This window comes from Pseudomonas sp. R2-7-07 (genome assembly GCF_003852355.1).
Taxonomy (GTDB): domain Bacteria; phylum Pseudomonadota; class Gammaproteobacteria; order Pseudomonadales; family Pseudomonadaceae; genus Aquipseudomonas.
The window spans coordinates 2,024,062-2,049,556 of the sequence record NZ_CP027759.1 but is presented as its reverse complement, the minus strand read 5'-3'; the positions used below and the strand labels follow the sequence as shown (position 1 = coordinate 2,049,556).

Sequence of the window (25,495 nt, the reverse complement as noted above, 5' to 3'; positions counted from 1 at the left end):
GTGGATCAGCCAGTACATCTGTTGACTGTCACACCGCTATCGGGAGCAAGCCCCCTCCTACATTTGGTATCAGGCGATTTCGGCAACGACGGCTGCCAGCGCCTTGGCCGGATCGGCCGCCTGGCTGATCGGACGGCCAATCACCAGGTAGTCGGAACCGGCATCGAGCGCCTGGCGCGGCGTCAGAATACGGCGCTGGTCATCCTGGGCGCTGCCCGCCGGGCGGATCCCCGGGGTCACCAGTTGCAGCGTCGGGTGAGCGCTTTTGAGCGCCTGGGCCTCGAGGGCCGAGCAGACCAGGCCGTCGAGGCCGGCTTTTTGCGCCAGCGCGGCCAGGCGCAACACCTGCTCCTGCGGCTCGATGTCCAGGCCGATGCCGGCCAGGTCCTCGCGCTCCATGCTGGTCAGCACAGTCACGCCGATCAGTAGCGGTTTGGGCCCGCGGCGCTGTTCCAGCACTTCCCGGCAGGCGCTCATCATGCGCAGGCCGCCGGAGCAATGCACATTGACCATCCACACGCCCATCTCGGCCGCTGCCTTGACCGCCATGGCGGTGGTATTGGGGATATCGTGGAATTTAAGGTCAAGAAACACTTCGAAGCCCTTGTCACGCAGGGTGCCGACGATTTCCGCCGCGCAACTGGTGAACAGTTCCTTGCCGACCTTGACCCGGCAAAGCGTAGGGTCCAACTGGTCAGCCAGCTTCAGTGCGGCGTCACGGGTGGGGTAATCCAGGGCGACGATGATAGGAGTCTGGCAGACGGACATTGGAATGGGCTCTCAGGCAAGTCGAAATCGGCGCGTATTGTAGCGCAAGCGGCGCCGTTGCGGGATCCGATGATCGGTAAATACTGATTTCGGCGTTGATAGGCACCGGTTTCCGGCAATTATTTCAAAGCCGATACATTCACGACATGCGCCCAACACGCCCCACCGTTAGCCTCGCCGCTTGACCGAGCGTCCAGCACTTCCAGCCATGGGGCTGGGCGCCTATGCTGGCCGTAACAATCAGGTAGATGATCGCACTATGCAGACTCCTTCCGTCCCGGTAAACGACGAGCACCCAGGCGCGGTGATCGCCGACGACAAGCGCTGGAACACCCGTGCGCTGATCGTCGATGACGATGCGCCGATTCGTGAATTGCTGATCGATTACCTGGCGCGCTTCAATATTCTCGCCACGGGCGTGACCGACGGCGCGGCGATGCGCCTGGCCATGCAAGCCGAGACCTTCGATGTGGTGGTGCTCGACCTGATGCTACCGGGCGAAGACGGCCTCACCTTGTGCCGCTGGCTGCGGGCTGAATCGGACATTCCGATCCTGATGCTCACCGCCCGCTGTGAGCCCACCGACCGTATTATCGGCCTGGAACTGGGCGCCGACGACTATATGTCCAAACCTTTCGAACCGCGCGAACTGGTGGCGCGTATCCAGACCATCCTGCGCCGGGTGCGCGATGACCGTACCGAGCAGCGCGCCAACATCCGCTTCGACAACTGGCGCCTCAACAGCGTGTTGCGCCAATTGGTGGCCGACAACGGCTTGGTGGTGCCGCTGTCCAACGCCGAGTTCCGCCTGCTGTGGGTGTTTATCGAACGGCCGCGCCGCGTGTTGAGCCGCGAGCAATTGCTGGATGCAGCGCGCGGTCGCTCCATCGAAGCCTTCGACCGCAGCATCGACCTGCTGGTGTCGCGCCTGCGCCAGAAACTCGGCGACGACCCCAAGGCCCCGCATTTGATCAAGACCGTGCGCGGCGAAGGCTATCTGTTCGACGCGCGGGATATCGGTTGATGCGCGCCACCTTCAATACGTTGTTCGGGCGGCTGTTCGGCGTGTTGCTGGTGGCCATCGTGCTGGCGCATGCGCTGGCGTTCTTCTGGTTCCATCATTACGGCCCTCCGCCGCCACCGCCACCGGAAACCTTCGTCGAGCAGCCGGATGGCTCGATGAAACCGTTGGCCAAGCATCAGCGCCCCTGGTTCGGCGGCCCGGTGGTGCCGCTGACGTTTCAATTCATCTCGCTGATCATCGCCGCCTGGTACGGCGCCAAGCTCTTGAGCCGGCCGATCCAGCGCCTGAGCGCGGCTGCCGAGCGTTTGAGCCTCGACCTCGACAGCCCGCCGCTGGACGAATCCGGGCCTCGCGAGGCACGCCAGGCCGCGTCAACCTTCAACCTGATGCAAAGGCGCATCCGCGAACAAGTCAGCCAGCGCGCACGCATGCTCGGGGCAGTCTCCCATGACCTGCGCACGCCGCTCTCCCGCCTGAAACTGCGCCTGGAACAGATCGAAGACACCAAGCTGCAAGGCCAGATGCGCCAGGACCTCAACGACATGATCGGCATGCTCGACGCCACCTTGAGCTACCTGCACGAACAGCGCACCAGCGAGACCCGCCACTGGCTCGACGTGCAGGCGCTGGTGGAATCGCTCAGCGAAAACGCCCAGGACCAGGGCAGCGATGTGCAGGTGTGCGGCACCTGCGCGCCCTTGCAGGTGCAACCGATGGCGTTGCGTTCGTGCCTCAACAACCTGATCGACAATGCCCTGCGCTATGCCGGCTCGGCGCGCGTGGAGCTGGCCGACAGCCGCGGCGCCCTGGTGATTCGGGTGATCGATCACGGCCCTGGCATCGCGGCCGATAAGCGCGAAGCGGTGTTCGAACCGTTCTTTCGCCTGGAGGGCTCGCGCAACCGTAATTCCGGCGGCGTCGGCCTGGGCATGACGATTGCCAAGGAAGCGGTCGAGCGCCTCGGCGGCCACCTGAGCCTGGACGATACGCCAGGCGGCGGTTTGACCGCCGTAGTGTGGCTGCCGAGGGCTTAAAGCGGTTTGTCTTCGCGCCGCGCCTGGGCCTGGGTGGCGCTCCAGTCGGTCAACAAGCTGTAGGCCACCGCGAGCAAGGTCGGGCCAATAAACAGGCCGATAAAGCCGAACGCGATCAAGCCGCCGAATACGCCCAGCAGCACGATCACCAACGGCAGGTTGCCGCCACGGCTGATCAGGTAAGGCTTGAGCACGTTGTCGACGCCGCTGATGATGAAGGTGCCCCACACGCCAAGGAACACCGCGTAGGTGTAGTCACCCTTCCACGCCAACCAGGCCGTGGCCGGAATCCACACCAGCGGCGGGCCCATGGGAATCAGGCTGAGCAGGAAAGTGACGCCCCCCAGCAGCAACGCGCCAGGCACGCCGGCAATCAGGAAGCCGATCAGCGCCAGCACGGCCTGGGCGGCAGCCGTGCCGATCACGCCATTGACCACCCGTTGCACCGTACCGGCCACCAGTTCGATGTAATAGCTGGCGCGGTCGCCGATCAGGCGCTCCAGCAGACGGTGCACGAACATCGCCAGGCGCGGCCCGTCGCGGTAGAAAAAAAACACGAAAACCAGGCTCAAGGTCAGTTCGAGAATGCCGCCGCCGATTTGCGCACTGCGCGCCAGCAACCAATTGCCGACCTGGCCCAGGTAAGGCTTGATGCTCAGCATCAGCGCCGCGCCCTGTTGGTCGATGCTGTCCCACGTCGCCACCAGCCGCTCGCCGATAAGCGGAATCGAGCCCAGCCAGGTGGGCGCATTGGGCAAGCCGTCGACCTGGATATCCTTGATCAACACGACGGCATCGCGCACATGGTCCGCCAGGTTGAACCCCAGCCACACCAGCGGCAGCGCGACCAGCAACATCCAGCCCAATGTCAGGATACCGGCCGCCAGTGATTCGCGACCGCCCAGCCCACGGGTCAGCAGTACCATCAGCGGCCAACTGGCAAACGCCAGCACCGCGCCCCAGAACAGCGCCGACCAGAACGGCGCCATGACCCAGAAGCTGGCACCGAACAGCACCAGCAGCAGGATTTGCACCAGCAGGCGATCGTTATTGAGCATCGGGTATCTCGAAAAGAGTCATGTAGGAAGACAGCTTAGGCGAACGGCGCGGGTCCGTTCGCCCTGTGGCGCTTAGCGTATCAGATGCACATGCAGGCCTTCAGCCTTGCCTGTGCCGGTTTCCAGGCGCGCGGCGCGTACGCCACTGTCGATCAGGCCCTGGCGCCAGGCTTCGGCGCTGGGCCCGGTCAGGCTGACGCGCAGGTTGGTGTCGAGGTTCAGCCCACGGGAAATCAAGGTCAACCAGGTGGCGTCGGGCTCGGCGCCGAGCGCGGGAAAGTCCAGCTCGCCGGTGCTTTTCAGCTCACGCAACAGCGTTGCCGACGTGGGCAGAAGAGTGCCCAGCGGGGTGCTGGCATCCAGTTGCTCGACATGCAGATAGGCGCGGCGATTGCCACGGGTGATGCCGTACAGCGCCACCAGCGAGTTGTCCTGGGGGGCCGCCAGGCGCAACAGCAGGTATTCCTGCTGGCCATCGGCGCCCACCAGCTTGGCGTTGCCGAACACTTCATTGGCCCACAGGCTGCTTTCGCCGCAATCGCGGGCCTGGCACCAGAACAACAGCTGCGCGCCCTGAGCCTGCAAGGCTTCGCGGGTGGCGGTAAAAGCGGTGCTGGAGCTGTGCTCGGCGGGCAGCTCGTAGGTGATCGCGGTGGTTGGACCGCGTGCGGTGGCCTGGGCTTCGGAGCGCAATTGACCGCTGATCTTGCGGATCGCGCCCATGGGGTAGATGCGTTCCTTTTCTTCAGCAGGGCGATAGTCGACGATCTGCGCGTCCACCTGGCGGGCAATGGCCGGTAAGTCCTGGCTTCCCGGTACATCGGCGGCGAACACCAGCGGGCTGAAACAGCACAGCCCAAAGGCACGGATACAGCCTTTACCCAGGCTCATCGGATCAATGAGCCGTGGCCATGGAGGGTCGCAGCGGTTTCAAGATGGTTCATGGTTGACTCCCTTTCAATCCGCCCAGCCTCGGCAGTTGACCGCGCCAAGTCAAGGCGCGGAGAAGAACCGATTGAAACAGTCTGCAACAAGAACCGCACCGGGCTCGTCATTCAGGTGCAAATGATGGCCACCCGGCAGCGTCGTCACGGTAAAGGGCAGCTGTGAAAGCAATTCGGAATGTTTCGCCAACAGGCCGTCAGCCGCGACCACCAGCTGCGTAGGGCAACTCACGCGTCGTACGAACGCCATGGCTTGTTCATCGGTCAGGCGCATCGGTGATGCCAGGGTCAGGCGGCTGTCGCTGCGCCAGGTGTAGCCACCCGGCACCGGCATCAAACCGCGCTGGGCCAGCAGTTCGGCGGCTTCGCGGCTGACCGCGACGAGGCCGTGCATGCGCGCCTCGACCGCCCGATCCAGGCTCGCATAGACCGGCTTGCGCTTGCCCTGCAGGCTCAATTGCGCCTGCAATGCCATGCCCAGCCGCTCGGCCGCGTTCTCGCCGCGGGCGGTCGGCGGGATCACCCCGTCGATCAACCCCAGGTGCGTCACGCGCTCCGGTAACGCTCCGGCCAGCACCAGGGAAACGATGGCGCCGAGGGAATGGCCAAGTAATGCAAAACGTTGCCAGCCCAGTTGCTCGGCCACTTGCAACACATCGTGGACGTAATCCCACACGGCGTAACCGGCCCCGGCCGGACGATGGGCCGAGTGCCCGTGCCCGGCCATATCCAGCGCGACGATGCGCAACCCCTGCAGCTTCGGCGCCAGGCGCGCAAAGCTGTTGGCGTTGTCCAGCCAACCGTGCAGGGCGATGACGGGCAAGCCGTCTTCAGGCCCGAACAGATGCGCCGCCAGCTCGATATGCGGCAGGCTCAGGCGTACTTCTTCCACGGGCGCGCTCATGCGCAACTGCGCTCACGGGCCTGCCAACGGGCAAACAGGTGCTTGATCAAGGTCGCGGTGTCCTGGGGTCGCTCAAGGGGAAACATATGGCCGCCGGGCATGGTGAGCATCTCACCCATGGGCAGGCGACCTACGCCGCTGACATGATGGCGCATCACCACACGGCTCTGCTGGCCGCGCACCACCGCCAGCGGCACTTTCAACTGGCGCACCTGGCCGGGGCTGGTGTGAGGCACGCCCCGATAGATGCTGATTTCCGTCGCGGGGTCGAAACGCAGACGCAGACGGTCGCCCACTGGCAGCAGACCATGTTGCAGGTACGCCTCGAAGCACTCGGGGTCGAAACCGCGAAACAGGGTCTTACCGGCGAAGTAAGCGCGCGCGGCGTCCAGGTCGGTGAATTCCTCACGGCGGCCCAGGGTGCGTCCGGCCGGGGTCAGGCGGTCGATGAAGCCAAAGCGTTTGGCGGCGCGAATCACCCAGCGATCCGCGCGGGTCAACACCGGCGAGTCCAGCATCACCACGCCACGGTACAGCTGCGGGCAGCGCATGGCGGCGTGCAAATGCAAGACCCCGCCCAGGGAATGGCCGACGCCCCACACCGGCTCCGGTTGCTGCTGCAGATGGTGGATCAGTTCATCCACCAGGTTCTGCCAGTTATCGTCCACCGGGAACCTGGGATCGTGGCCGTGCTGCGGCAGATGCCCCACCGTATATTCGGGAGCCAGGGCCGCGAACAACTTGCCGTAGGTGGCCGACGGGAAGCCATTGGCGTGGGCGAAAAACACATGCTGCGACATAGCGGCGCGCTCTTCAGGAACAGAGGTTGATTGTCACCATGCCTGGCGTTCACGGCAATGACCGTAACCGCCAGGAATGATGACACTCACGCCATGTCTATCGCGCCGGAGGCTGTTCGCCCAGGGGCACCACGGCCACGGTCAGGCGCGATACGCAACTGGCCTTGCCCTCGTCGTTGGTCAAGCGGATGTCCCACACTTGGGTCGTGCGGCCGATATGAATGGCCCTGGCCACCGCCGTTACGCGCCCGCTGCGCACACCGCGCAGGTGATTGGCGTTGACCTCCAGGCCCACGCAATAGAATTTGCTCGCATCGACGCACAGGTAGGCCGCCACGGAGCCCAGGCTTTCGGCCAGTACCACCGAGGCGCCGCCATGCAACAAGCCGTAGGGCTGATGGGTGCGGTGATCGACCACCATGCTGGCGGTGATGGATTCGTCGTCGAAGCTTTCGAAGCGAATATCCAGCAATTCACCGATGGTGTTTTTCTGGCTCGCGTTGAGCTGTTCGATATTCGGTTGCGTGCGCCACAGGCTCATGGGACTGTCCTTATTGGTTTTATTACGATCCTAATCCTGACACACAACGGCATTCCAGATAAGCGCTATAGCTTATGGATTTTCAACGCTGACCAGGCTCATCAACCCCGCCAATGGGAAGTCACCCTCCAACAGCGCGAGGCTGGCGGTATGCATCGGCTGCGGCTGACGCGAGTGACCGTGCTGCAAAAAGCTGATCAGGTTGCCCACCAGCGGCTGATGGCTGACCAGCAGCACGTTGTCATCGGTATCGAGTTTTTCCAGCACCTGCGCCGGGCTGTCCTCTGGCGTCAGCCACGGCACCGTACGGATCTGAGGCTCGAACCCCAACACCTCGCGCACCAGTTGCGCCGTCTGCTGCGCCCTCGCATAAGGGCTGGCGATGATGGCACTGAGCGGCTGGCCGATCAGGTGCGCGGCACTGCGCAATACTTCAGCCCGGCCATGCTCGGTGAGGTTGCGCTCGGCGTCAGTTGGCGCATGAGCTTGGGCTTGCCCGTGGCGCAGGATCCACAATTTCATAGCTTGGGCTCTTCATCACGCACCGGGTGCGGTGCTGGCGGCACGCTATGCGCGGCTTCGCCTTCCGGTGCACGCGGGGTTGGCCAATCAGCGAACGGCCAGGGTTTTTGCTCGGTATGGAAGCTGCCGAAGCGACCGATCTGCGCAAGGAACTGGCTGAGGCTGTCGCCAACGTTCATCAGGCTCAGGTTCGGCGCGCCATAGATCAACCGGTAAATCAGTTGCACCACCACCAAGGCGCCGAGCACGAACTGCGCCACCTGCCACACCAAGGCAAATACCAGCATCCACAGGATGCGCAGCACAATGGACTCATACTTGGGGGCTGCTTTCGAATCGTTCATGCCGCGTTCCTCAGTTGAAACCGCTGGTGGAAATAAAGTCGACATCGGTTTTCGGCTCGGCGCGCATCAGCAGCTCGATGACCTGGTCCAAGGTGCGCCCTTCAAACAGGATCGCGTGCAGCCCGGCAACCAGCGGCATGTACACCCCGACTTCCTGAGCCTTGGCCTTGAGCACCTTGAGGGTGTTGACCCCTTCGGCCACTTCGCCCAGGCGAGTCACGGCCTCTTCCAGGCTCAACCCCTGGCCCAGCGCGAACCCGACCTGATAGTTACGGCTTTTCGGCGACGAGCAGGTGACGATCAGGTCGCCGACGCCCGCCAGGCCCAGGAACGTCATCGGGTTGGCGCCCTGATTCACGGCGAAACGGGTCATCTCCGCCAGAGCACGGGTAATCAGCATGCTCTTGGTGTTTTCGCCCATCCCCAAGGCCACGGCCATGCCGGCGATGATGGCGTAGACGTTCTTCAGCGCACCGCCCAGTTCGACGCCGAACCGGTCGGCACTGGCGTAGACGCGGAAGGTGCGACCATGCAGCACCGCCTGGACGCGCTCGCACAGTTGCTCGTCTTCACTGGCGACCACCGTGGCGGTCAGCGCATGCTCGGCCACTTCCCGCGCCAGGTTCGGCCCGGACAGCACACCAATGCGCGCCTGGGGGGCGATCTCCTGGAGGATTTCGCTCATCAGCTTGAATGTCTGCGCCTCGATACCCTTGGTCAGGCTGACCAGCAGCTTGCCCGCCAGGCGTTCGGCGTGGGGCGCCAGCACCGAGCGCAAGGCGCTGGAAGGCAGCGCGACAAAGCACAGGTCGCAGGCGGTAAGGGTTGCCAACAGATCGGTAACGGGTTCGACCGCCGGATGAATCTTGATGCCTTTAAGGTAACGCGGGTTTTCCCGATGCACGCGAATGGCCTCGGCCTGCTCGGGATCACGCATCCACTGGCGCACGGCGTAGCCGTTCTCGGCCAGCAGGTTAGCCACGGCGGTACCAAAACTTCCGCCTCCCAGGACCGCGATAGGGCGCTGTTCAGTCATATGCAATCCGTTAATCCATACCAGTGGCGATGGCGGCATTATACGGGGCGACCTGCTTGCGGCCAGCCCCCGTGTGAATTCGTGCGCTTGTCGGAAAATGCCACACTTGAATGAAGTTATTGCAGGTCTCACGACTGGCAAAAGGCCTCACCTCAGTTAACATGGGCGGCTATCCGCAATTATCAAGGCCGCGCCGTGTACCTGGGCCCTCCTCCCCGCTCATCCCTGCTGTTGATGCTGCCGTTGACCCTGGCGTGCAGCGCCAGTGCGTCGGCCGACGATCTGTTCCTCGACAGCCAACCGCTGCCGCAGGTATTGACCGCCACCCGCCTCAAGCAATCGGCCGCGGCCGTACCCGGCAGCATGACTGTGATCGACAGCGAGTTGATCAAGGCCAGCGGTGCGCGTGACATTGCCGAGCTGTTGCGCCTGGTGCCGGGGATGATGGTCGGCTACACCACCGGCAATCAGGCGGCGGTGAATTACCACGGCACCAGCGCCAGCGATGCACGGCGCATGCAGGTGTTGATCGACGGACGCTCGGTGTACCGCGCAGGCCTGGCGACGGTGGACTGGAGCGATATTCCAGTGGCCATGGAAGACATCGAGCGTATCGAGGTGTTTCGTGGCCCCAATACCGTCAGCTACGGCGCCAATGCGCTGATGGCGGTGGTCAATATCCTCACCCGTTCACCGGCCAACAGCCAGGGCACGCGGGTGAAGGTCATCCGCGGTGAACGCGGGATCAACGATGTCTATGCCAGCCAGGGCGTGGGCTGGGAAACCGGCGACTTGCGCCTGTCGCTGTCCGGGCAACAGGACGATGGTTTTGACAGCGATGCCGCCGGTGCCGACCGCCGTGACAGCCGCCGCCTCAGCCGCTTCAGCCTGGCCGTCAGCCAAACGTTGAATGCGCAACAGAGCATCGACTGGCAGCTGGATGCCAAGGAAGGCACCAATCAGCGTCCCTATACCTACACTCCGGTGTTCGCCGGGATTACCGAGGGCGGCACCAATTCCGACGTCACCGCCAAGGACTACGCGGGCTCAATGCGCTGGAATTTCGACTTCAACCCCGACCACAGCCTGTATATCCAGGGGTCGGCCCAGCAATGGAACCGTCGGCAGATCTGGAAAGCCTGTGACGCCAAGGTCTCGTTCAGCCCCGAACTGACCCAGCTGTGGCAGCTCAACCCCAACTACGCCGAAAAGCTGGCGCGGCACATGGATCAGTTCAGCCAGGGTAGCGCTCCGCCCGGCAGCGCCGCCGAGCAGGCGTTGGGCAACCAGGTACTGGACCAATGGCGCAACGGCGCCAGCCAAAGCGTGTGCGGCGATATCGACCAGAGCACCCAGGAAAGCCGCTACGACCTGGAGCTGCAAGACACCCTCAGCCTCTCCGACAGCCTGCGCCTGGTCAGCGGAATGAATTACCGCTACGACCGCGCCGACTCCGACACCTACTTCAACGGAACGCTGGACGACACCACCTGGCGCCTGTTCGGCCACTTGGAATGGCGCGCCAGCGAACACTGGCTGCTGCAAGGCGGCGCGATGTACGAAGACACCCACTTGAGCGGTAACTCGCTGACACCCCGCGTGGCGGTCAACTACCTGATCAACCCGCGCCACGGTCTGCGGGCGGTGTACTCCGAGGCGATCCGTTCACCGGACATGTTCGAGAACAACGTCAACTGGAGCTACCGCGTCACCAACCTCAGTTCGCCGGTGTATGGGCAGAATTCCGGGCAATATTTTGTGGTAACACGCGGCCCGGGCAATCTCGATAAAGAGTTGATGCGCTCGCGCGAACTGGGCTACAACGGGTTCTTTGCCGACCTCGGGTTGAATGTCGACGTGAAGCTGTTCTATGACGAAATCACCGACATGATCAGCTCGCCGTTGCGCAACAACCAATACATCGCCAGCAACGCCAACAGCTCGCGCTTTACCGGTGCCGAATCCCAATTCGACTGGCGCGTGAGCAACGCCGACCGCCTGCGCCTGACCTACGCTTACGTCGACGCGAGCACCAGCAACCCGCTGGACAAAGCGCAGACCGCACGTAACAGCGGCTCGGCCGGCTGGTTGCGCGAATGGGGCCACGGCTGGTCCAGCGCCTTGTTCTACTATGGTGACGACGCACTCAACGAGTATCGCTTCGAACGGGTCGACCTGCGGGTGGCCAAGCGCATTGCCCTGGGCAAAACCAACGTGGAGCTGGCTGGCATGCTGCAACAACGCCTCGATAACCAGCCGACCACCTGGCCCGACAACCATTATGACCATCGCCATGTGCTCTACTTCAGCGCGCAGTTAGAGTTCTGACATGGGCGACCCGTCACGGATGACCCTCCCTGTCGTTTCAAGGCTGTGGCGCAAAGGCTTGCTGCTGGCGTGCCTGCTGTTCACGAGGCCCGTGTGGAGCGCGGAAATCCTGCTGACCGCCGCCGAGGACGGTGCCGGCGTCCAAGCCTTTACCCAGGCCCTCGCGCAGCAGCGCCCCGAAGACCATGTCTCCTTCACCCTGCTGCAAAACCTGCCGGCGCCGAGCCAGTTGCCCGCCACTACCCGCCTGATCCTGCTCGACCTGCCCGGCCTCGACTGGCGCTTGCAGGACAGCCAGGGCCCGTCGACCCTGGTGCTGCGCATCAGCCGTCTGCAAGCCCAGCAACGCCTGGGCGGCGCTCACCCGGCAAAAATCAGCCTGTTGTGGAGCGATCCGCCGCTGACGCGCCAGTTGCGCCTGATCGCCAGCATCTTGCCCCAGGCCCGGCGCATCGGTGTGCTTTACGGTGCCGACAGCGAATTCCTGCTGCCCGAGCTACACCGATACGCGGCGCCGCTGGGCCTGGAAATCGTGCCGCAACGCTGGGACAACACCAATGACAGCCGCCCCCTGCAAGCCCTGTTCAAGAACAGTGACGTGCTGCTGGGCCTGGACGATCCGCAACTGTACAACCCTAAAACCGCCAAGAACCTGTTATTGAGCAGCTATGCCCAGCAATTGCCGTTGGTGGGGCCCAATGCCGGGTTTGTCCGCGCAGGGAGCCTGGCCAGCACCTACAGCGACCAGCCTGACTGGCTCGCGGTACTCGATCGGCTGCTGGACCACCCGCCTGCCAACTGGCCGCGCACGCTCTACCCGGAACATTTCAAAGTGGTGGGCAACCCGCAAGTCGCGCGCTCACTGGGCATCGAACAGGTCGACGAAGCTGCCGTCGCCGCCCGCTTGGCCGAAGGAGACAGACGCCCATGACCTTGCGCCGTCGCTGGGACATCAACACCCGCACCCAGCTCATTACCCTGGGGCCCGCGCTGTTGCTGACCTTGCTGTTGATCAGCTTCTTTACCTTCGTGCGTATCCAGGACTTGCGCCAGGAACTGGACCACACCGGCCAGTTGATCGCCAACCAACTGGCGCCGGCCACCGAGTACGGCGTTATTTCCGGCAACAACGAGGTGCTCGACACCCTGCTGCGCGCGACGCTGGCCACCCCCCACGTGCGCTTCCTGGAGATTCAGGACAGCGCCGAGAACATTCTGGTGTACGTCGAGCAGCCGTCGGAGAAACACGACCGCTCACTGTCGGTGAAGGTGTTCCAGGCACCGATCCGCTTGCAACATATCCAGTTGGGCAATGACTTTTTCCAGGACAACCTCAACGAACCAACAGCGCCGCGCGCGGATTACCTGGGCCGAGTGATCGTCGGGATGTCCAACGATGCGTTCAGCCAGCGCCAGCAGGAAATTCTATTCAAGGCCGGCATCCTGGCGCTGTTCGCGCTGTTGTTCACCTGCCTGCTGGCGCGACGCCTGGCCGCCAGCCTGTCGCAGCCGATCAGCGCCATGGGGAATGCGGTGAAGGCCATCCAGCAGGGCGACTACAAGACACCGCTGCCGATTGTCGATGACTCCGAACTGGGCGATCTGGCGCGGCACATCAACAACCTGGCCGCCGGCCTCAACCAGGCCAGCCGTGAACAGCAGCAGGCCATGGCCCAGCTGATCCAGACCCGCGAAGAAGCCGAGCGCGCGAACAATGCCAAGTCGGACTTCCTGGCGATGATGAGCCATGAGCTGCGCACGCCCATGAATGGCGTGCTGGGCATGCTGCAACTGCTGGAAACCACCGAGATGACCGAAGAGCAGGCCGAGTACGCGGCGCTGGCCTCCGAGTCCACCGAGCACCTGCTCAAGGTGATCAACGACATCCTCGACTTTTCACGTATCGAGCGGGCCGCGTTGGAGCTGGAACATATTTCCTTCAACCTGGCCGAGCTGATCAGCAGTTGCGCCCAGGCGTTCCAGCACAGTGCGCAGCAACGCGGGCTGGCCCTGGAGCTGCCGATTCCATCGGGCATGGAAGCCCTGCGGGTGCGCGGTGATCCGACCCGTATCCGGCAGATTCTGGTGAACCTGATCGGCAATGCCTTGAAGTTCACCGAGCACGGCACGGTACACGTGCAGCCCCACTGGCAAACCCTGGACCATGAACTGGTGTGGTTCACCTGCACCGTGCGCGACAGTGGTATCGGCATTTCCGCCGAGCGCCTGGAGTTAATGTTCGACGCGTTCCAGCAAGCCGACAGTTCCATTTCAAGACGTTACGGCGGCACCGGCCTCGGCCTGCCGATTGCCCGTACGCTGGCCGAACGCATGGGTGGCACCCTGCGCGCCCAGAGCGAAGAAGGCCGGGGTTCGGTGTTCACCCTGGAAATTCCGCTGGCTATCGATCAACAGAGCCTGCCCGCCATCGCCCCGGACGCCGTGGGTAAAACCAGTGCAGGCGACGGGCGGCATATACTGCTGGTGGAAGACAACCCGGTTAATCGTACCGTGGTCGAAGCCATGCTGCGCAGCCTGGGCTTCGAAGTCAGCCTGGCCACCGATGGCGCCGAGGCGATCCGCAGCGCCGAAAGCCTGATCTTCACGGCCATCCTGATGGACTGCCGCCTGCCATTGATCGACGGCTACGAGGCCACCCGGCGCATCCGCCAGCTGCCGGGCTGCGCCGATCTGCCGATTATCGCCCTGACCGCCAACGCCTTGCAGGGCGACCGCGAAGCCTGCCTCGCTGCTGGAATGAACGATTACCTGGCCAAACCGTTCAAACGCACGGATTTGCAGCAAATCCTTCAGCGCTGGGTGAACTAGCTGTGGCGTTCAAGCCAAGTCCGACTGGCGTGGAAGACGAAAGTGCGGCAGTCTTAGGCACCCGAACGGGCCGATAAACAGGTCCGGTTTAACATTTCAGTGAACAAGTGTACATTGAGTACCTTGACGCTGTGACTTTCACTACAACGCAATAGTCTATGTGTAGGCTACCGCTATGAGGCATGAACGCTTCATTCGGTTCGGGAAGATTTGCCCTACCCTGCCGCATGGGATTATTGAGGAGCTCGCATGACCAAACAAAACGCCTTTACTCGGGAAGACCTGCTGCGCTGCAGTCGCGGTGAGCTGTTCGGCCCAGGTAACGCGCAACTGCCCGCCCCGAACATGCTGATGGTGGATCGCATCACCCATATCAGCGAAGAGGGTGGCAAGTACGGCAAAGGTGAATTGGTCGCCGAGCTGGATATCACCCCTGACCTGTGGTTCTTCGCCTGCCACTTCGAAGGAGACCCGGTGATGCCGGGCTGCCTGGGCCTCGATGCCATGTGGCAACTGGTCGGCTTCTACCTGGGCTGGCAAGGCCTTCCGGGTCGCGGTCGCGCCCTGGGTTCGGGCGAAGTGAAGTTCTTTGGCCAGGTCCTGCCGACCGCCAAGAAAGTCACCTACAACATTCAAATCAAGCGCGTCCTCAAGGGCAAGCTGAACCTGGCCATCGCCGACGGTTCGGTGACTGTCGACGGTCGCGAGATCTATACTGCCGAAGGCCTTCGGGTCGGCGTATTCACTTCCACTGACAACTTTTAAGGGTTATCCGCATGCGCCGCGTCGTTATCACTGGTCTGGGCATCGTTTCTTGCCTGGGCAATGACAAAGAGACCGTCACCGCTAACCTGCGTGCAAGTCGCCCTGGCATCCGCTTCAACCCGGAATATGCCGAAATGGGTCTGCGTAGCCAGGTTTCCGGCTCCATTGACCTGCCCCTCGAAGAACTGATCGATCGCAAGATCTATCGCTTCGTCGGCCACGCTGCCGCCTACGCCTACCTGGCCATGAAAGACGCGATCGCCGACTCCGGCCTGAGCGAAGACCAGGTGTCGAACGTACGTACCGGCCTGATCGCCGGCTCCGGCGGCGCATCCACCCTGAACCAGATGGAAGCGCTGGACATCCTGCGCGAAAAAGGCGTGAAACGCGTTGGCCCGTACCGTGTCACGCGGACCATGGGCAGCACAGTTTCGGCTTGCCTGGCCACGCCGTTCCAGATCAAGGGTGTCAACTACTCGATCTCCTCGGCCTGCGCCACCAGCGCCCACTGCATCGGCACTGCCGTTGAGCAGATTCAACTGGGCAAGCAGGACATCGTATTCGCCGGCGGCGGTGAAGAAGAACATTGGAGCCAGTCGTTCCTGTTCGACGCCATGGGCGCGCTGTCCACCCAGTACAACGAAACCCCGGAAAAGGCCTCCCGCGCCTACGACGCCAAGCGTGACGGTTTCGTCATCGCCGGCGGTGGCGGCATGGTCGTGGTCGAGGAACTGGAACACGCCCTGGCCCGTGGCGCCAAGATCTACGCGGAAATCGTCGGCTACGGTGCGACATCCGACGGCTACGACATGGTTGCGCCAAGCGGTGAAGGCGCCATCCGTTGCATGCAGATGGCGATGTCCACCGTGGACACCCCGATCGACTACCTGAACACCCACGGCACTTCGACTCCGGTCGGCGACGCCAAGGAAATGGAAGGCGTACGTGCGGTATTCGGGGACAAGGCGCCGAAAATCAGCTCCACCAAGAGCCTGTCGGGTCACTCCCTGGGCGCCGCTGGCGTTCACGAAGCGATCTACTGCCTGCTGATGATGGAAGGCAACTTCATGGCCGGTTCGGCCAACATCGACGAGATCGACCCGGTCGTCGCCGATATGCCGATCCTGACCAAGACCGTTGAAGATGTAAAAATCGACACCGTGATGAGCAACAGCTTCGGCTTTGGTGGCACTAACGCCACCCTGGTGCTGAAACGCTGGCAGGGCAAGTAAGGCCTGTAGCTTGATCCAATGAAAAGCCCCGACTGGTTCGGTAATGCTGTTCACTTAAGCGGAGCAGCATTGCGATCCACTGGAAATCGGGTTTTTGAGATCTTCACCGTCCTCGGCCTTGCAGGTCTGGGGCGGTGATCCAGAAACAAGCTGCCGATACCCTTCCTTAGTTCGGCCAAGCGTCTGCCTGTGGCTGAAACCGGATTGGCTGCTGCCATCACGATCAACTGCACGGCGATATACTGGCAAACGGGCTTAAAGCGTATGTCCGACGGAGCTCGACCAAATGCTACCGCTGCTTGACCGGCCTCCCGGCGAATCACGTTGTAAGCGAGTAAGAGTCCCCAGACCTCCTGATAGACCAAGTCGATTTTTTTACTGCGCAAGGTCACGGCATTCTGCTGCATAGAGCTTTTGATATCCCTAAAGCCCAATTCGATTTCCCAGCGTTCCTGATAAAGTTTGGCAACGACCTTGGTGCTGTAGGTGCTGGCTGGTAACGACGTCATGACAGTTTTTAATCTGCCTTGGATTTCATAGCTGACTTCGCGGGCTTCCCAGTGGGTGCCAAGAGCCGGATTTCTCTTTCTGGCTTGCGGTGAGACCTTCATGCGCACCAGGCGGTCGTGCTCGCCGTAACGGACCACTTCCTCACAGACCGTGCCTTTTTTGGCGGGGATCAACCAATGACGGTGGGTTCCGGTGTTACTCAGGCTCAACAGCATTTCTGCGCCCCAAAATCCTTTATCGAATAGCGTCACGGAGTGGTCGGGGACTTGCTGCAAAAACTCGTCGGCCAAGCGCATTTCACTGCGCCGGTAAGGTCCTAACTGCGCATCCAGGATCAAGTGCGAGCGTACGTTCATCAGCGCCACCAAGCGCATCATGGGGAAGGGAGTCTGACGATCACTGGGCGTATTTCCTGACCCGAAATGATCTCGAAGCTCAGGTGTGTCCGGTGTGCGCAAGAGCGCACCGTCCACCGCGAATACCTGCAAACCGTGCCAGTCGTCCTCGTCGTAGCGCTCCGAGCCCCATTGAGTGCCGGTTTTACGGAATAACCACTCAACGGGTTCGGCCCCTAGTCGCTTGCGGGCTTCAGTGACGCCGCTTCGGGCCAACAAGTGGTCGGAGGCGAGGCCTTGAGCGCAAATGTTCAACCGTCTAGCGACCTCATGGACAGGCTCATCACGAAACAACGCCATGCCAAGCACCAACCAAAGCACCTGATCGGCGGGCAAGCGACGCCGACGAATAGTGGCCTGACTGGATAGATCCAGCGCAGACGCTACCCACTCTATGGGGATGTTTTGGGTGAAAGTGCTTAGGTCGCAGAAGTTGAAAAGGTCGCCGAGGTCGAGCAGGTCCTGTTGAACAGACATAAAAAAATCCGATGCCAGAGGTCTGGCACCGGATTTTCTAGGAAGCCCCGCTTTAGCTCAAATGCTTAAGTGAACAGCATTACGACTGGTTCGGGGCTTTTTTATGGGCCATTGAATGAGACCGGGTCACCTGCATCGGGGGCAAGCCCCCTCCCACATTTTGGTCGCGGGGCGTCAGTTAGAGAGGCTTCGGCTCCTGAGCCGTCACAGGTTCAGGAGCGTGCCAAAATTGTGTAGATACCTATGCCCCGATAGGGCCACCTCAGCCCCAGCCCTACACAAAAACCGCGCCACCGCTGTACGTTAACGGCGTCTTACGTCATTACACAAAACCAAAACCCGCTATCAGTGCGCTCCCTCATCGCGAGGCGACTTGGGCAGAATGGCCAAAAAGTTATCCCGCGCGACCTTGTGGGCAACGTCTTCAGGCAATGCATCAAGGAAGGGATCAAAGCGGCGCATTTCCTTACCCAGCTTGTTGAAGCGTCCTACCACGTCAGAGCCCAGCATAAAGCGATCCGGGAAACGCTCTACCAGCTTGACCCACTCCGGCCGGGGCTTTCCGGCATCATCCAGCAAATACGGGGTAAGCATGCTCCACGATAGGTCGATATACAGGTTGGGGTAGGTTTCCAGCAGGCGATTCAAGGTGGGCAGCAAGAACTCCATTTGCACCTGATGGCGATGGATTTCCTTGCTGGTGCCGGCGTGGGCCCAGATAAAACGCGTGTGCGGATGGTTGCGCAGCGGCTGCTCGATTTCGGCCAGGTACAACGGGTTGCGCTCGCGCTTGGAGGTGATGTTGGAGTGCACCATCACCGGCAGGTCGTTCTCCGCCGCCAAGTGATAGATGCGCGTCATGGCTTCGTTGTTGGCACGTGGTGTGTCACCCGAGGTCAGCGCGGTGAGGTCGTCGTGGCGGGTAAACACCTCGCCTATGCCCTGCCACAGCCCCGGGTTGAGGTCGAGCATGCGCTGGATGTGGGCAGCGGAGTTCTTGTCGTTTGGATTGAAACCGGCCAGGAACGGATGAAAGTGCTGGCGCTGTTCGGGGGTCAGCTTATTGACCGCAGCGGCGACGATCACATCGGTGGCGCTGTACCAATAGGCATCGGCGTCATCGCCTGCGTAATAGCGCGGACGCTTGGGTTCGTCCTCATGCCATTTCTTGGCCACGGGAATGCCGGAAATCATCACATGGTCGATGCGATTCTCCGCCATGACCCTGAGCAGCTTGGCCATGCCTGCGGTTTCCTGGAAAAAATCCACGTAATGCAGGTGCGCATCGCTGTAGGCATACTCGCGAGCCTGCGCGGCAAGGCTGCTGGCGGCGAGCATCAGGGCAAAACTCACACGGGTCCAGAGCACGGTGATACCTCGATAGGGGCTGATACGGGTAGACCCTACGCCACGCATCAGGGTTCAGCACGGACAAAAACCTGGAACGCCCCACCGTCGGCATGTTCTATTACTGCATGACCGTCATCCACAGCCTTGTGAGGTTCGCCATGCCTGTTACCGTCAATACGTTGAACGCTGAGAATTTCCGTCACAGCGTCGCTATCAACAACCACGAGCTGTTTACCGACCTGCCCAAGAGCCTGGGAGGTGACGATTCAGCGCCATCTCCCCATGATTACTTCGATGCTGCGCTGGCATCGTGCAAGGCCTTGACCGTCAGGCTCTATGCGCAGAAGAAAGACATTCCGCTCACCGGCGTGACGGTAGAAGTTACCCACGACGCCGCCGAAGAGCAAAAAGGTAAGTACAGGCTCAACGTCAAGCTGACCCTCAAGGGCGTGCTCACCGATGCTCAGCGCGATGAGTTGCACCGTGTCGCCGACAAGTGCCCGGTGCACAAACTGATGACCACCGCCGAAGTCAGCATCGAGACCACACTTTCGGAAGGCGCCTTCAGCCAATAACGCCAACTTTGTCCGAGCGGGTTATGCTCAGCGTCATCCAACCCGCTCAGACAGGGATGCCCCCATGACCACGCTCACCGTGATCCGCCCTCGCCCCGAAGATGTCGAGGGCCAGCCTATCCTGCGCCCACTGCCCTCGCGTGAATGTCGCAGCGTCGGGCCTTTCGTGTTTTTCGACCATATGCTGCCGACCCGTTACGCGCCGGGCAGCGGGATGAATATCCGCCAGCATCCCCATATCGGGCTGTCGACCCTCACCTATCTGTTCGAAGGCACCTTGCAGCACAAAGACAGCCTGGGCTCGGACCAAGTGGTGCAGGCCGGCGAGGTCAGCTGGATGACTGCCGGCAGCGCGATTGCCCACGTCGAGCGCACGCCCGAGGCGGTCAAGGCCAGTGGTTTTACGCTGCATGGGCTGCAAGTGTGGCTGGCATCGCCCAAGCACCACGAAACCGGGCCGGGCCACTACAGCCATCATCCGGCGGCCAGTTTGCCGGTCAGCGATAACCTGGGCGTGCAGGTGCGCCTGATCGCCGGCAGCGGGTTCTGTCTCAAGTCGCCCGTACCGGTGCTGTCGCCCACGCTGTACGCCGACGTGCGCATGCAGACGGCCACTACCCTGCTGATTCCGGATGAGCACGAGGAGCGCGCGGTGTATGTACTGGAGGGTGAGGCGCAGTTGGACGGTGAGGTTCTGGAGGTACGCAGCCTGGTGGTCTTACCGACTGGACAGGAGATGACCCTGTCTGCCGAGAGTGCCTGCCACCTGGTGATACTTGGCGGCGCGCCGCTGGATGGGCCACGGCGGATCAACTGGAACTTTGTGGCGAGCGACCCGGCGGTGATTGAACAGGCGCGGCAGCGATGGGCGGCTGGGGATTGGCCGACGGTGCCGGGGGAGTCTGAAAGGATTGAGTTGCCTGTTAGATAGTCATCGGGGGCAAGTCGAATCGTCGCACCGCCCCTCCCACATTTGCACTGTATTCACAATCCAAGTGTGGGAGGGGGCTTGCCCCCGATAGCGTCCGAACAGACACTAAAAAATCAGCCCTTGAACACCTCATCCAGCAAGTTATGCATCGACCGGAACGCCCGCGCTGCGGTCTTGGCGTCATACATCATCTTGCCCGGCACATTGGCTTCGGGGTCGGTAAAGGAATGCACCGCGCCACCGTAGCTGAGCAATTGCCAATCCACACCCGCCGCGTTCATTTCATCTTCGAACGCCGGCAGTTGTTCTTTCGGTACCAGCGGGTCCGAGGCGCCGTGCAGCACCAGCACTGAACCCTTGATGTTCTTCGCATCTGCGGGGTTCGGTGTGTCGAGGGTGCCATGGAACGATACCGCCGCTTTCAACGGCGCACCGGTACGGGCCAGCTCCAGGGAGCAGCAGCCACCGAAGCAGAAGCCGAAGGTCGCCAGTTTCGACGTATCCACAGCCGCTTCAGTCTGGCTTTGCAGCTGTTCGAAGGCGGCTTGCATACGCTTGTTCAGCAAGGCACGGTCGTTCTTCAGCGGCATCATCGCCGCACCGGCCTCATCGCCGTTCGAAGGGCGCACGGTTTGCCCATAGAGGTCGGCGATCAACACCACATAGCCGTGGCCGGCCACGCTCTTGGCGATCTCTTCGGCCCCTGCGCTCACGCCCATCCAGTTCGGCGCCATCAACAGCCCCGGCAGCGGGCCTTTGTGGGTCGCATCGAACGCCAAGCGGCTTTCATAAGTCTGGCCATCAATCTGATAGACCACGGAACGTAGTGTGACTTGGCTCATGATTCACTCCAGTTGAGGTGCGCTAAAACGAAAAAACCCGCCGAAGCGGGTTTTTCTACAACGGTGTTAAACCGACAGTTCAACCAACAGCTTGTTCAGTCGGCGCACATAGGCGGCCGGGTCTTTCAGGCTGTCGCCAGCGGCCAGGGCCGCCTGATCAAAGAGGATGTGCGACAGGTCGCCAAAACGCTCTTCGCTCTGCTCACCGTCGAGCTTCTCGATCAGCGGGTGCGCCGGGTTGAATTCGAAGATCGGCTTGGAATCCGGAACCTTCTGACCGCTGGCTTCGAGGATCTGACGCATCTGCATGCCCAGGTCCTGCTCGCCGATGGCCAGGATAGCCGGCGAATCGGTCAGACGATGGGAAACCCGCACTTCGCTGACGGCTTCACCCAGGGACGCCTTGATCCGCTCAACCAGGCCTTCTTTGGACTTGGCGACTTCTTCAGCGGCTTTCTTGTCTTCCTCGGAATCCAGGTTGCCCAGGTCCAGGTCGCCACGCGCCACGTCCACAAACGACTTGCCGTCGAATTCGGTGAGGTAGCTCATCAGCCACTCATCGATACGGTCGGTCAGCAGCAGCACTTCGATGCCTTTCTTGCGGAAGACTTCCAGGTGCGGGCTGTTTTTAACCTGAGCGTAGGTTTCACCGGTGAGGTAGTAGATCTTGTCCTGACCTTCCTTGGCGCGTGCCAGGTAGTCGGCCAGCGACACAACCTGTTCACCGTCTTCACCTTGAGTCGAGGCAAAGCGCAGCAGGCCGGCGATTTTTTCCTTGTTGGCGAAATCTTCTGCCGGACCTTCTTTCATGACCTGGCCGAAGTTTTTCCAGAAGCCCTTGTATTTCTCAGGCTCGTTCTTCGCCAGTTTTTCCAGCATGTCGAGTACGCGCTTGGTCAACGCCGACTTCATGGAGTCGATGATCGGGTCTTTTTGCAGGATCTCACGCGACACGTTCAGCGACAGGTCGTTGGAGTCGACCACACCCTTGATGAAGCGCAGGTACAGCGGCAGGAACGATTCCGCCTGGTCCATCACGAACACACGCTGTACGTAAAGCTTCAGGCCCTTCGGCGCTTCGCGCTGGTACAGGTCGAACGGCGCACGGGCCGGCACGTAGAGCAGCGAGCTGTATTCCAGCTTGCCTTCGACCTTGTTGTGGCTCCAGCTCAGCGGGTTCTCGTAATCGTGGCCGATGTGCTTGTAGAACTCCTGGTATTCCTCGTCCTTGATCTCGGTACGCGGACGGGTCCACAGGGCGCTGGCGCGGTTGACGGTTTCCCATTCGACGGCCGGTGTTTCTTCGCCTTCGGCAGCCGTCTGTTCTTTCGGCAGCTCGATCGGCAGGGCGATGTGGTCGGAGTATTTCTTGATGATGTTGCGCAGGCGCCAGCCATCGGCGAATTCGTCTTCGCCATCTTTCAGGTGCAGCACGATACGGGTGCCACGGTCGGGCTTGTCGAGGGTGGCGATTTCAAACTCGCCCTCACCTTTGGAAGCCCAGTGCACACCTTCGCTGGCGTCAAGACCGGCGCGGCGGCTGAATACTTCTACCTTGTCGGCAACGATGAAAGCCGAATAGAAACCCACGCCGAATTGGCCGATCAGGTGAGAATCTTTTTTCTGATCGCCCGACAGGTTCTTCATGAAGTCTGCGGTGCCGGATTTGGCGATGGTCCCCAGGTGGGTGATCGCATCGTCACGGCTCATGCCGATACCGTTGTCTTCGAGGGTGACGGTCTTGGCGTCTTTGTCGTAGCTCACACGGATTTTCAGTTCGGCGCCACCTTCCAGCAACTCAGGCTTGGACAGGGCTTCGAAACGTAATTTGTCGACAGCGTCAGAGGCGTTCGAGATCAATTCGCGAAGGAAAATTTCCTTGTTGGAATACAGCGAATGGATCATGAGGTGCAGCAGCTGCTTCACCTCGGTCTGGAAGCCCAGGGTTTCCTTTTGAGTTTCCACACTCATGGTCATCAAACTCCAATTGGATGGCAATGGCCGCGCCCGAAAGGGTTGGCGGCGGGTTGTCATCAAAGTTGGGGGCTCCAACCTGGATTTCAAGGGCGCGGCGGTTCCTCGATCTTGAAATGTGCGCGAGCGGTGGCAATTGGTTCCGCTGACGTGGTTTGCCAGGCGGTGATCGCCACGTTGGCGACACGCCGGCCCTGGCGCCACACCTGACAGGTGGCGTAGGTGTCGCGAAAATGGCCGGCGCGCAGGTAATCCAGGGAGAAGTCGATGATTTTCGGCAGGCCCGGGGCGCCGGTAAATACGAGCAAGTGCAACGCCGCTGACAGTTCCATGAAGCCGGCGATCACCCCGCCATGCAGCGCCGGCAATATAGGGTTACCAATGTTGTCCTTGTTGGCTGGCAGGCGAAACAGCAATTCGTCCCCTGAGCGCGAGCATTGGACGCCAATCAGCTTTGCGTAGGGAACCAGATCGAGCAGTGCCGCGTAATCGCCGCGCCCAAGCGCTTGCTCCAGGCCGGTCTTGAATCGATGACTCATGCTGGCAGCCCCTTGAGGTGCTTGCCCATGCGCATGAAGGTGCCTACTACATGGGCAATGGGCTGCTGCGGATCGTCCTGATAGGCCACGCCGCGGGTGAAGATCACATCGGTGGTTACCCGGTAGCATTGGGCGAAGCCATACACCGGTTTATGCGGCTCGGCGGGATGCATGTAGTCGATGCGCAAATCCAGGGTCGGGCATACCTCGAACTCGGGCAGCACGCACAGGGTGGCCATGCCGCAGGCGGTGTCCATCAACGAAGTCAGCGCGCCACCGTGGATGACGCCGCTGCGGGGATCACCGACGATATGCGCGCCGTAGGGCAACACCAGCGTCATGCCCTCCTCCGTCGCAGCATGGACCGTAATCCCCAGTACCTGGCAATGGCGAAGCGCCGAAGCAAAGCGAGTGGCGCGGTCTAACAAGGGGGTTTCGGTCATTGTTTTTAAATTCTTATTAGTGTGGGTGGGCCGGATAGGTAATAATTTGGAAAGTTCCTGGCGAAAAGCTTTATATATCTGTGGAACAAAAGGAACTAATGCTGGCCCCTTGAGTTCGAAAGGCCAGTAGATATCTTCAATAAGGAGAAACACCATGCGCAACACATTAGCTATTTCCATGATGCTGGCCGCTACCCTCGGCCTGGCTGCCTGCGACAAGAAATCCGAAGACAAAGCCCAAGACGCCGCTGCACATTCTGAGCAAGCTCAGCAAGACATGGCGAAAGCACAGGATAAAGTGAACGACGCTGCGAAAGAAAACGCCGATGCTGCCAAAGCTCAGGCCGAATCGAACGCTGCCGCCGCGAAAGAAGCTGCACCTGCCGCACCTGCAGAGCCTGCCAAGCAGTAATCGCACGGTGTAAAGCTGTAGTGCTGCAAAAGATAGCCCGCTTATATAGCGGGCTTTTCTTTGCCTGCTGTTTTATCCGGCGTTCAAGACACGTTGTCTTTTGCCGGATCCGGGACGTGCATCTCCGTCGGGGTATACACCATCACCTGTAGAACGTCGGAATGGAACTCACGGCGGTATAGCACTAGTACCACCCCGCTGCTCATCGACATGAACAACCACGGGCTGACAAACCAGGCCAGCATGGTCATGCCGAAGTAATAAGCGCGCAGGCCAAAGTTGAACTGGTTGGCCGCCATCGAAATCACCCGCGCCGCCCGCAAGGCAAACGCATTGCGCTCCTGCTCCGACACATGCCGCTCACCAATCATCGGCGCCGAGCCCACCAGCACTGCGGCAAAGTTGTACTGACGCATGCACCAGCTGAAGGTGAAGAAGGCGTAGACGAACACCAGCGCCAGGCACAGCAACTTGATCTCCGACATACCCTGGGAGGCCTGCTGCACCATCGGGATATCCGCCAGCAGCGATACCGCCCGCTCGGAGGCGCCCAGCACGGTGAGGATGCCGGCGAGGATGATCAAGGTGCTGGAGGCGAAGAACGAGGCGTTCCGCTCCAGGTTACCGATCACGCTGGCGTCGGCGATGCGGTTATCGCGCAGCAACATGCGGCGCATCCAGTCTTCGCGATACAGATGCAACACGCTGGCCAGGCAGGCCGTGTCGCGGGCCTTCCAGGTGGCGTAACGGGTATAACCGCCCCAACACAGGATGAACCATAGGGCAGCAAGCAGGTGGACTTGATTGGTTTCGACAAACGACATGTGGGCCCTTGTTCACGGTTTCCATTTGAGAAATGAGTCACCTGTTCGACGCTAGCTCAAGCAAAAAGACACTGCATGACGCCCATAAAAAATG

Annotated in this window: 26 protein-coding genes; 10 read left to right on the top strand and 16 right to left on the bottom strand. The window is 61.2% G+C overall.

Features of this window, described 5'->3' with window-relative positions; all coding sequences use genetic code 11:
- Positions 1-69: 69 nt before the first annotated feature.
- A complete protein-coding gene (pyrF, locus tag C4J86_RS09415) occupies positions 70-768 on the bottom strand; it encodes an orotidine-5'-phosphate decarboxylase (protein WP_124370187.1) in 699 nt (232 codons plus the stop codon).
- A gap of 259 nt (positions 769-1,027) precedes the next feature.
- On the opposite strand from pyrF, the gene C4J86_RS09410 reads away from it, so the two are divergent.
- The gene (locus tag C4J86_RS09410; RefSeq protein ID WP_124370186.1) at positions 1,028-1,792 is read left to right on the top strand and encodes a response regulator; all 765 of its coding nucleotides are present in this window, start codon (positions 1,028-1,030) and stop codon (positions 1,790-1,792) included.
- The gene (locus C4J86_RS09405) at positions 1,792-2,826 is read left to right on the top strand and encodes a HAMP domain-containing sensor histidine kinase (protein WP_124366446.1); all 1,035 of its coding nucleotides are present in this window, start codon (positions 1,792-1,794) and stop codon (positions 2,824-2,826) included. The genes C4J86_RS09410 and C4J86_RS09405 overlap by 1 nt, the downstream gene beginning before the upstream one ends.
- Here C4J86_RS09405 and C4J86_RS09400 read toward each other — a convergent pair.
- From C4J86_RS09400 to C4J86_RS09365, 8 genes are all read right to left on the bottom strand, one after another.
- A complete protein-coding gene (locus C4J86_RS09400) occupies positions 2,823-3,884 on the bottom strand; it encodes an AI-2E family transporter (RefSeq protein ID WP_124362003.1) in 1,062 nt (353 codons plus the stop codon). The genes C4J86_RS09405 and C4J86_RS09400 overlap by 4 nt on opposite strands.
- Before the next feature lie 72 nt (positions 3,885-3,956).
- Positions 3,957-4,775, bottom strand: a complete 819-nt coding sequence (locus C4J86_RS09395; protein WP_124370185.1) for a DUF4892 domain-containing protein — start codon at positions 4,773-4,775, stop codon at positions 3,957-3,959.
- A 102-nt stretch (positions 4,776-4,877) separates the two neighbouring features.
- The gene (locus tag C4J86_RS09390; RefSeq protein ID WP_124362001.1) at positions 4,878-5,732 is read right to left on the bottom strand and encodes an alpha/beta hydrolase; all 855 of its coding nucleotides are present in this window, start codon (positions 5,730-5,732) and stop codon (positions 4,878-4,880) included.
- Entirely contained in the window at positions 5,729-6,532 is an 804-nt protein-coding gene (locus C4J86_RS09385; protein WP_124370184.1) for an alpha/beta fold hydrolase, read from the bottom strand. Before C4J86_RS09385 ends, C4J86_RS09390 begins: the two co-directional genes overlap by 4 nt.
- Before the next feature lie 97 nt (positions 6,533-6,629).
- Positions 6,630-7,073, bottom strand: coding sequence for a hotdog fold thioesterase (locus C4J86_RS09380; RefSeq protein ID WP_124361999.1), 444 nt, complete (start codon positions 7,071-7,073; stop codon positions 6,630-6,632).
- Positions 7,074-7,145: 72 nt separating this feature from the next.
- A complete protein-coding gene (sixA, locus tag C4J86_RS09375; protein WP_124370183.1) occupies positions 7,146-7,595 on the bottom strand; it encodes a phosphohistidine phosphatase SixA in 450 nt (149 codons plus the stop codon).
- Positions 7,592-7,939 carry a DUF4389 domain-containing protein gene (locus tag C4J86_RS09370; protein WP_124361997.1) on the bottom strand — a complete coding sequence of 116 codons (348 nt, stop codon included), beginning with the start codon at positions 7,937-7,939 and terminating at the stop codon, positions 7,592-7,594. The genes sixA and C4J86_RS09370 overlap by 4 nt, the downstream gene beginning before the upstream one ends.
- Positions 7,940-7,949: 10 nt before the next feature.
- Entirely contained in the window at positions 7,950-8,975 is a 1,026-nt protein-coding gene (locus tag C4J86_RS09365; protein WP_124370182.1) for an NAD(P)H-dependent glycerol-3-phosphate dehydrogenase, read from the bottom strand.
- A 195-nt stretch (positions 8,976-9,170) separates the two neighbouring features.
- Between C4J86_RS09365 and C4J86_RS09360 the strand changes: the two genes are divergently transcribed.
- From C4J86_RS09360 to fabB, 5 genes are all read left to right on the top strand, one after another.
- Positions 9,171-11,303, top strand: a complete 2,133-nt coding sequence (locus C4J86_RS09360) for a TonB-dependent siderophore receptor (RefSeq protein WP_124370181.1) — start codon at positions 9,171-9,173, stop codon at positions 11,301-11,303.
- Position 11,304: 1 nt separating this feature from the next.
- Positions 11,305-12,234, top strand: a complete 930-nt coding sequence (locus C4J86_RS09355) for an ABC transporter substrate-binding protein (RefSeq protein ID WP_124370180.1) — start codon at positions 11,305-11,307, stop codon at positions 12,232-12,234.
- Positions 12,231-14,132: an ATP-binding protein gene (locus C4J86_RS09350; protein WP_124370179.1), complete on the top strand. Its 1,902-nt coding sequence runs from the start codon at positions 12,231-12,233 to the stop codon at positions 14,130-14,132. The genes C4J86_RS09355 and C4J86_RS09350 overlap by 4 nt, the downstream gene beginning before the upstream one ends.
- A gap of 249 nt (positions 14,133-14,381) precedes the next feature.
- The gene (fabA, locus tag C4J86_RS09345) at positions 14,382-14,897 is read left to right on the top strand and encodes a 3-hydroxyacyl-[acyl-carrier-protein] dehydratase FabA (RefSeq protein ID WP_003210552.1); all 516 of its coding nucleotides are present in this window, start codon (positions 14,382-14,384) and stop codon (positions 14,895-14,897) included.
- Positions 14,898-14,908: 11 nt separating this feature from the next.
- Positions 14,909-16,129 carry a beta-ketoacyl-ACP synthase I gene (gene fabB, locus C4J86_RS09340; protein WP_124366438.1) on the top strand — a complete coding sequence of 407 codons (1,221 nt, stop codon included), beginning with the start codon at positions 14,909-14,911 and terminating at the stop codon, positions 16,127-16,129.
- A gap of 50 nt (positions 16,130-16,179) precedes the next feature.
- Here the strand turns inward: fabB and C4J86_RS09335 are convergent, their stop codons facing one another.
- Together C4J86_RS09335 and C4J86_RS09330 are read right to left on the bottom strand one after the other, a co-directional pair.
- Positions 16,180-17,511 carry an IS4 family transposase gene (locus C4J86_RS09335; RefSeq protein WP_124370178.1) on the bottom strand — a complete coding sequence of 444 codons (1,332 nt, stop codon included), beginning with the start codon at positions 17,509-17,511 and terminating at the stop codon, positions 16,180-16,182.
- A gap of 345 nt (positions 17,512-17,856) precedes the next feature.
- On the bottom strand, positions 17,857-18,849 hold the full coding sequence (locus C4J86_RS09330; RefSeq protein ID WP_372238204.1) for an amidohydrolase family protein: 993 nt from the start codon (positions 18,847-18,849) through the stop codon (positions 17,857-17,859).
- A 170-nt stretch (positions 18,850-19,019) separates the two neighbouring features.
- On the opposite strand from C4J86_RS09330, the gene C4J86_RS09325 reads away from it, so the two are divergent.
- Entirely contained in the window at positions 19,020-19,436 is a 417-nt protein-coding gene (locus C4J86_RS09325; protein WP_124361989.1) for an OsmC family protein, read from the top strand.
- A gap of 64 nt (positions 19,437-19,500) precedes the next feature.
- Positions 19,501-20,367 carry a pirin family protein gene (locus C4J86_RS09320; protein ID WP_124370177.1) on the top strand — a complete coding sequence of 289 codons (867 nt, stop codon included), beginning with the start codon at positions 19,501-19,503 and terminating at the stop codon, positions 20,365-20,367.
- 113 nt (positions 20,368-20,480) lie between these two features.
- On the opposite strand, the gene C4J86_RS09315 is transcribed toward C4J86_RS09320, so the two are convergent.
- From C4J86_RS09315 to C4J86_RS09300, 4 genes are all read right to left on the bottom strand, one after another.
- Positions 20,481-21,209, bottom strand: a complete 729-nt coding sequence (locus tag C4J86_RS09315) for a dienelactone hydrolase family protein (protein WP_124370176.1) — start codon at positions 21,207-21,209, stop codon at positions 20,481-20,483.
- Between the two features lie 66 nt (positions 21,210-21,275).
- On the bottom strand, positions 21,276-23,180 hold the full coding sequence (htpG, locus tag C4J86_RS09310; protein ID WP_124366434.1) for a molecular chaperone HtpG: 1,905 nt from the start codon (positions 23,178-23,180) through the stop codon (positions 21,276-21,278).
- An 89-nt stretch (positions 23,181-23,269) separates the two neighbouring features.
- Complete coding sequence (locus tag C4J86_RS09305; protein ID WP_124370175.1) at positions 23,270-23,722, bottom strand: PaaI family thioesterase; 453 nt, start codon at positions 23,720-23,722, stop codon at positions 23,270-23,272.
- Positions 23,719-24,165, bottom strand: a complete 447-nt coding sequence (locus tag C4J86_RS09300; protein WP_124370174.1) for a PaaI family thioesterase — start codon at positions 24,163-24,165, stop codon at positions 23,719-23,721. Before C4J86_RS09300 ends, C4J86_RS09305 begins: the two co-directional genes overlap by 4 nt.
- A gap of 154 nt (positions 24,166-24,319) precedes the next feature.
- Between C4J86_RS09300 and C4J86_RS09295 the strand changes: the two genes are divergently transcribed.
- Positions 24,320-24,577 (top strand): hypothetical protein, encoded by a 258-nt coding sequence (locus C4J86_RS09295; RefSeq protein WP_124370173.1) that lies wholly within the window; start codon positions 24,320-24,322, stop codon positions 24,575-24,577.
- A gap of 83 nt (positions 24,578-24,660) precedes the next feature.
- Here C4J86_RS09295 and C4J86_RS09290 read toward each other — a convergent pair whose 3' ends face one another.
- Positions 24,661-25,401: a DUF599 domain-containing protein gene (locus C4J86_RS09290; protein WP_124370172.1), complete on the bottom strand. Its 741-nt coding sequence runs from the start codon at positions 25,399-25,401 to the stop codon at positions 24,661-24,663.
- Positions 25,402-25,495 lie beyond the last annotated feature (94 nt).

Excerpts from the sequence above, each read along its gene's own strand:
- C4J86_RS09305 (WP_124370175.1), bottom strand. The coding sequence starts at position 23,722 with ATGAGTCATCGATTCAAGACCGGCCTGGAGCAAGCGCTTGGGCGCGGC.
- C4J86_RS09315 (WP_124370176.1), bottom strand. The coding sequence starts at position 21,209 with ATGAGCCAAGTCACACTACGTTCCGTGGTCTATCAGATTGATGGCCAG.
- C4J86_RS09400 (WP_124362003.1), bottom strand. The coding sequence starts at position 3,884 with ATGCTCAATAACGATCGCCTGCTGGTGCAAATCCTGCTGCTGGTGCTG.
- C4J86_RS09370 (WP_124361997.1), bottom strand. The coding sequence starts at position 7,939 with ATGAACGATTCGAAAGCAGCCCCCAAGTATGAGTCCATTGTGCTGCGC.
- C4J86_RS09300 (WP_124370174.1), bottom strand. The coding sequence starts at position 24,165 with ATGACCGAAACCCCCTTGTTAGACCGCGCCACTCGCTTTGCTTCGGCG.
- C4J86_RS09410 (WP_124370186.1), top strand. The coding sequence starts at position 1,028 with ATGCAGACTCCTTCCGTCCCGGTAAACGACGAGCACCCAGGCGCGGTG.
- C4J86_RS09325 (WP_124361989.1), top strand. The coding sequence starts at position 19,020 with ATGCCTGTTACCGTCAATACGTTGAACGCTGAGAATTTCCGTCACAGC.
- C4J86_RS09405 (WP_124366446.1), top strand. The coding sequence starts at position 1,792 with ATGCGCGCCACCTTCAATACGTTGTTCGGGCGGCTGTTCGGCGTGTTG.
- C4J86_RS09395 (WP_124370185.1), bottom strand. The coding sequence starts at position 4,775 with ATGAGCCTGGGTAAAGGCTGTATCCGTGCCTTTGGGCTGTGCTGTTTC.
- htpG (WP_124366434.1), bottom strand. The coding sequence starts at position 23,180 with ATGAGTGTGGAAACTCAAAAGGAAACCCTGGGCTTCCAGACCGAGGTG.
- C4J86_RS09350 (WP_124370179.1), top strand. The coding sequence starts at position 12,231 with ATGACCTTGCGCCGTCGCTGGGACATCAACACCCGCACCCAGCTCATT.
- C4J86_RS09380 (WP_124361999.1), bottom strand. The coding sequence starts at position 7,073 with ATGAGCCTGTGGCGCACGCAACCGAATATCGAACAGCTCAACGCGAGC.
- C4J86_RS09355 (WP_124370180.1), top strand. The coding sequence starts at position 11,305 with ATGGGCGACCCGTCACGGATGACCCTCCCTGTCGTTTCAAGGCTGTGG.
- C4J86_RS09390 (WP_124362001.1), bottom strand. The coding sequence starts at position 5,732 with ATGAGCGCGCCCGTGGAAGAAGTACGCCTGAGCCTGCCGCATATCGAG.
- fabB (WP_124366438.1), top strand. The coding sequence starts at position 14,909 with ATGCGCCGCGTCGTTATCACTGGTCTGGGCATCGTTTCTTGCCTGGGC.
- C4J86_RS09385 (WP_124370184.1), bottom strand. The coding sequence starts at position 6,532 with ATGTCGCAGCATGTGTTTTTCGCCCACGCCAATGGCTTCCCGTCGGCC.
- C4J86_RS09335 (WP_124370178.1), bottom strand. The coding sequence starts at position 17,511 with ATGTCTGTTCAACAGGACCTGCTCGACCTCGGCGACCTTTTCAACTTC.
- sixA (WP_124370183.1), bottom strand. The coding sequence starts at position 7,595 with ATGAAATTGTGGATCCTGCGCCACGGGCAAGCCCAAGCTCATGCGCCA.
- C4J86_RS09320 (WP_124370177.1), top strand. The coding sequence starts at position 19,501 with ATGACCACGCTCACCGTGATCCGCCCTCGCCCCGAAGATGTCGAGGGC.
- C4J86_RS09295 (WP_124370173.1), top strand. The coding sequence starts at position 24,320 with ATGCGCAACACATTAGCTATTTCCATGATGCTGGCCGCTACCCTCGGC.
- C4J86_RS09290 (WP_124370172.1), bottom strand. The coding sequence starts at position 25,401 with ATGTCGTTTGTCGAAACCAATCAAGTCCACCTGCTTGCTGCCCTATGG.
- C4J86_RS09330 (WP_372238204.1), bottom strand. The coding sequence starts at position 18,849 with ATGCTCGCCGCCAGCAGCCTTGCCGCGCAGGCTCGCGAGTATGCCTAC.
- pyrF (WP_124370187.1), bottom strand. The coding sequence starts at position 768 with ATGTCCGTCTGCCAGACTCCTATCATCGTCGCCCTGGATTACCCCACC.
- fabA (WP_003210552.1), top strand. The coding sequence starts at position 14,382 with ATGACCAAACAAAACGCCTTTACTCGGGAAGACCTGCTGCGCTGCAGT.
- C4J86_RS09365 (WP_124370182.1), bottom strand. The coding sequence starts at position 8,975 with ATGACTGAACAGCGCCCTATCGCGGTCCTGGGAGGCGGAAGTTTTGGT.